Source organism: Stenotrophomonas sp. HMWF023 (genome assembly GCF_003060985.1).
GTDB lineage: Bacteria > Pseudomonadota > Gammaproteobacteria > Xanthomonadales > Xanthomonadaceae > Stenotrophomonas > Stenotrophomonas lactitubi.
In genome coordinates this window covers 1-5,241 of the sequence record NZ_QAIJ01000046.1, presented here as the reverse complement: position 1 = coordinate 5,241, position 5,241 = coordinate 1, and the positions used below count along the sequence as shown (strand labels likewise).

The 5,241-nt window shown below is 60.2% G+C and carries 5 protein-coding genes; 3 read left to right on the top strand and 2 right to left on the bottom strand.

Annotated features, from left to right (window positions below; all coding sequences use genetic code 11):
• The 3 genes from DBR20_RS01970 to DBR20_RS01960 all read left to right on the top strand — a co-directional run.
• Nucleotides 1-497 (top strand): helix-turn-helix transcriptional regulator (locus DBR20_RS01970; RefSeq protein WP_258223144.1); only part of this gene is annotated, 497 nt, incomplete at its 5' end.
• Between the two features lie 328 nt (nt 498-825).
• Entirely contained in the window at nt 826-1,473 is a 648-nt protein-coding gene (locus DBR20_RS01965; RefSeq protein ID WP_108265002.1) for a tetratricopeptide repeat protein, read from the top strand.
• A 136-nt stretch (nt 1,474-1,609) separates the two neighbouring features.
• Nucleotides 1,610-2,368, top strand: coding sequence for an HAD family hydrolase (locus DBR20_RS01960; RefSeq protein ID WP_308812589.1), 759 nt, complete (start codon nt 1,610-1,612; stop codon nt 2,366-2,368).
• Nucleotides 2,369-2,453: 85 nt separating this feature from the next.
• Here DBR20_RS01960 and DBR20_RS01955 read toward each other — a convergent pair whose 3' ends face one another.
• A complete protein-coding gene (locus DBR20_RS01955; protein ID WP_108265000.1) occupies nt 2,454-3,335 on the bottom strand; it encodes a hypothetical protein in 882 nt (293 codons plus the stop codon).
• Between the two features lie 110 nt (nt 3,336-3,445).
• A complete protein-coding gene (locus DBR20_RS01950; protein ID WP_258223143.1) occupies nt 3,446-5,086 on the bottom strand; it encodes a protein kinase family protein in 1,641 nt (546 codons plus the stop codon).
• Between the last annotated feature and the right edge of the window lie 155 nt (nt 5,087-5,241).

The window sequence follows — 5,241 nt, the reverse complement described above, 5'->3', positions numbered from 1 at the left end:
GCTTGGTCGTCGCGATAACGTCGTCAAGGATGAGGAGATGGTTCATGGGAAGCAGCGACGTTCAGCCTGTGCAGGCTGAAGAAGATGTGCAGGGACTTGCAGTTGCCGTGCTGCTGGCATCGTCGTCATGTATCGACAGCCAGCCATACATGCCCTCCACCTCCAACCAACTCAGTACACGTCAGCGATTCGGTAAGCGCCTGCAAACCGCACGCAAAGCCGCAGGTCTGACCCAGCAGCAGCTTGGGATGGAGATCGGTCTGGAGCTAGACGTGGCTGCCATACGCATCAATCGCTACGAAAGGGGTGTCCACGATCCCGATAGCGATACTGCCCATAAGCTTGCCAAGCGGCTTGGCATGCCACTTGCCTACTTTCATTCCGACAATGAAGCCCTTGCCGAGGCGATCTTGACGTTCGCTCGGCTATCGCCGGCGCAGCAACAGGAGGCGCTGGAGTCCCTCAGGGCACTCTCGGTACAGCAGCCCCATAAGTGATCATCGGGATCAAGGTCAACAGCATTGGGTAGCACGTCGATCCTGATGCTTTCAGGCGTGTAAGCGTCGCAGCATTATCATCCTGTGCCGAGCTATCACCGGCACTTCGGTCTTCGATCCGCAACCTGGCTGCCTGGCGCTCTGCCCACCCTGTCAGAGCCATCATCGATGTCTCCACACCGCGTAGTTTCGCAATAGTTCTATCGCTTCCGTGGCATGGGGTCCGCCAAGATGATCGGCTTGACCGGGGCGAGCTTCTCTCATGCGGGCACCACGTGCCCCGAGGAGCAGGCAGACCGGCCCACCTGCAGCCGCGTCCAGCCTACATATGCTCTATTTCGGAATTGGAATTCAGGTACTTGTTGCCCTGTGCATTGCCGTTCACCTGATCCGCAGGAGCCAGCCGGTCGACCCGAATCACCTCGCGCACCAAGCTCGCTCCAGGTTTAAGCACAGCCCGACGCATCAGAACCGCCTGCAACTGGCAACCGCTCTACTCAACGCGGGCCAGGCGCAGGAAGCACGTTCGCATTTCGAGCAGGCCGCCAGCGGCGCCTCCGGCATCACGCCGGAAGTGCTCCTGGGCTTGGCCCGTGCAAGGCTGGAGACCCGCAGCCCGGTTCCCGCGCTGGAGGCATTGGCGATGCTGTTCGCCACGCATCCGCAGGCGCGCCGCCAGCCGGAGCCAACGCTGCTGTATGCACAGGCGATGGCAGCAACCCACTCACCTGGTACACGAACGGCGTTCAATCTCGCCCTTGTCTATTCCGACGGCGCCGCGGCGAGATGCCATTTCGCCGAATGGCTCCTAAGGCAGTCAGATCCAGACGATCATCAGCATGCCTACGTGCTGTTTGCCGACATCACAGAGCATGCCCGGCACTGGTCTCGACATGCGCGCTCGCACAACAGAGAGTGGATCAGGCGTTCGGCGGCGGCCCTGAAGGAAAGGATGGCTCACCAGAGCAGCACCTGACGCAACTAACCTAGCTTCAAGTGTCGGCGCCGGCTGCCCCTCTACGCCTACCCGCCCCACCGTGTCATTCAACACAGTCCCTGCCAGACACGAACGCCCCTCGCCCATTGTGGGGAACTTTCATTTGGAGGCAGGGATGCAGGTAGGGTTTCTCCGATTGACCTGTACTCCACTGAGCAACAGACTCGGCGTCACCCCAGCCTTGGCAGCTCGAGTCTCGAATTCAATGCACCAAAGACCACCTGTCGTCGTGTTTGACTTCGACCTCACCCTGACTCGCTGGGACACCGCAGATAGATTCTTTCGATGGCTGCTTCGGCGAGACCCAGCGCGCCTCGCGTTGGTTCTTGCTGCCCTGCCTGTACTTGGCCCACTCCTGCTGCCCAGGTTCACACGGAGATTGCCCATCCGTTACGCAGTCTGGGTGGCCACCCTGGGTCGGACTCCTGAAGCACTTCCGGCCCTGGTCGAGGAGTTCATCCTAACTCTCCCGTTGGGCCATGGCTCTGTATTCCTACCCGCCGCCGTGGAGCGCCTCCAAGCACATGTTGCTCGGGGCGATGAGGTGGTGATCGCCACTGGGTGCCTCGATGTCCTGGCAGCCGCTCTTCTGCGACAGGCCGGGCTGGGACAAGTGCCACTGGTTGCCTCTACCGTCCGCCCTTTCCTGGGCGGCCTCGCTCGGGATCAGCACTGTTATGGTGCGAACAAGATCCCGATGCTTGTTTCACGTGGATTCGCCCCACCGTGGGCAGTTGCCTACACCGACCACAGTGCAGACCTTTCAGTTCTGGAACTCGCCCACGAGCGCTTCCTGGTCAACCCAAAGCCAGGATGCGTGACCCGCCTTGAAGCTGCTCTTGCCAGCAAGATGACAATTCTCGATTGGCGATAGGTGCGGCGCAGCATGAGAAGGCCGAAGTCTGCAGCAGAGTGCTCAGTCGAACGCCTCCTGCATCACTCGATCGCCTGAATAATCCTTACCCCATCCCAATCGCAGCCATCAAGGCAGTCAACTGGGGGATATAGCTCGTCAACGCCCCACCAGCAGCCCCTTCAAGCACAGTCCGAAGCGATTTGAGGGATTCCTCGACGATTCCGCGCTTTGGCTCCGCTGATTGGAGTTGCACCAAGACGGTGTCGACATCCACCAGTACCTGCCCTGCACCGCCCTTCGACTCAGCCGCGCTTCTGAGCTCCTTCAGAAACGCAGCGAGCTCCTCCCGGTTCTCAGACATCTGGTACGACTGCTGACCAGAGGAGAGCTGCTGAAGCTGGGAGTTGTGCATTGATCCGATGTTGTTGGTGATATTCGTCACGTGCTGCGCCGCCTTCACCTCCATTGGACTGAAGCTCATTCCGTCACCAACGACGCCCGCATCTTCCAGATCGAGAGCCCATTGCAGAACTCGGTTGCGTACTTTGTCCAGCACTCCGTGGAAGACGCTGGCGGAAATTGCCAGAGATGGCTGCATCGGTACTTCCATGCCCTTCAGGAAGAAGGCCGTGACTGGCGCGGGGAAGCTGAAACGAAGCTGGTCCTCGTTCTGCTGAAGCAGTGATTCAACCTCCGCCACGCTGAATCCCATGGGAAACTTGCAGAACTCCAGCTCCAACTTCGGGGACATTTGGAATGGAATGTAGCCATGAAAAGGGTTGTGAACTTGAGGAATGCCGCGAAGCTCTCTATACGAGGGAAGCTCAGCATCTCCACCGTAACCCGACAGCTCCGCTTTGATCCACGCCGTATCGCCATTGATCTTGAGCTTGGTTGAAACAACCAGCGCCTTACGCAGCAGATCACTCACTCCGACCTTTGGATCGAGTGCATCTCGCTGAATTTCCTGAACCAAGCTGGACATGGTTGCTCCGATTTGATTGGAGAATTATGGGCCTTGAGGCGGTGACCACCCAAGTACGAGCTTCCTCGAATCGGGCCGACCAATGCCGGGCGGCACCTACCTGAGCTCCCCTACCCTGCACATGCCCTCAGCGCCAGCAGGAAGAACACGCCGATAAGCACTACCGGCCAGCATCCCTTGTTCGACGAAGCGGAGCCAAGCTGAGGCGTGCTCGGAACAGGTGGTCGACGCTGTGGAGGCGAAGCCTGATTCGCAGACTGCTGCATGCTGCCCAGAATGGACTGATTGCGACTCTGGGGAGGTGCGGGCGGAGTCGATGGCGTTGCCGAGACTGCCGGCCTTGTCGCTGCCCCTCCCATGCTGATCAAGATCCCCGCATTGCGACTGGTCGCCGTTGGCACAGCAGCGCCTGCCGCCTTACCTGCCACCTGCAGGCGGAACTTGGCATCCCTCTCCGCCAGCGTCTGGATCTGTCCAGGTGCGCTGATGGTGATCGACAAGTGCGTATAGCGGCCGGAACGGGAGCCCTTGCTAAAGGGCGGATCGATCAGACCGGAGACCGATAGCCAGCGCCCAACCCATGAGGCGTCAGGTAGATTGGGCCTGATGGCATCGATGCCCTCTGACCAGATGGACAGCTTGACCGCCTGGCCCCGCCAATCTGCAAAGTTCACAAAGATGTAGGGCTTGCCGCTGCTGGTGCGTTGATGCGTCACGGCGTATACGCGACCAACGAGCTCGACGCGGCTTCCAACCATCTGAAGAACCTGGCTGTAGTTGGCCGCGTCAGCCACCACATACGGCCCTTGGTACGTAAGGACTTGGGCAGCGGTTCGTATGGCGATCGGGCCTGCAGGAACTCCCTTGCCCTGGAGGAAATCGGTCAGGGACGGGACGGCCGAGAACGCTCCGGCAGCAACCTTGGCCAGGTTCTCTACATGCGCCTTGACGCCGGAAAGGGCCACCGCACCCTGAAACACGCTCGACTGCGCAGGGTCGAGGAAGTCGTTTCGACGGAACACAACCGCGCTGGGCTCAGAACGAGAAGATGCCCAGGTCCCGGGAGCGGCAATGAGAACCTGCAGTGCTACATCCAGCGTGAGAAACGAGAACCGATCCAGCGTGGGACCAAAGTCATTGGCCGACCGCTGGGGGTGCTGAAAGTTGAGCTGCCCCAGTTCGGTCGCCTTGGCACCCTTGAGCGACTCGACATAGAGACCGTCATAGTCGATCAGCTGCACTTTGGTGCCGTCCGCACTGACCATCAGATTCTCGGGCTGGATGTCCCCGTGAGCGAGATTGTTCTGCTCCAGGTAGCCGGCCAATGAGGTCAGCGCGGCTCGCAGATTCTGGAGCGCCACCTTGTTGGCGTGCTTGGCCTCAAGGAACTCGGCCAGCGTGCTGCCGCTGGCCCAGGCCATCTTGACGGTGGGGTACGTGCTGCCCTGAATCCGGATCCCGGCAGGGTTGAACTCAAATGGCAGGAAGTACGGGCTCTTGAGCTGATCCAGCCGTGTCGAGATTGCCTGGTAGCGCCGCTCCAGCTCCCGGGATTCCTTGTGGAAACAGCGCAGCGCGTACTTCTGCGCACCAACCGTCACCGCATAGGTCAAGGCGAAGCCGCCGCATAGCGCCAGAGGCAATCCCAGCCCGGTGGTTCTCAGGGTGCCGCGCTTGAGCTCCGGGTCAAGCAGCACCAGATGCGGGTGCTGCAGGGCTTCGTTGTACTGCTCCAAAGATGGGTAAGCCATCGTCCGGTACGCCTCAAGACTGAGTTGCAGACGCAATGATCAGCGTGGAATCGTCTCGACGCATGCGCCCCGCAGCCCGCTCGTTCTCAACCAGCTCGGTGAGCTCTTGAACATCGCGTATGCCACGCAGCAGCTCCAGTGCCGAGCCATCCCCC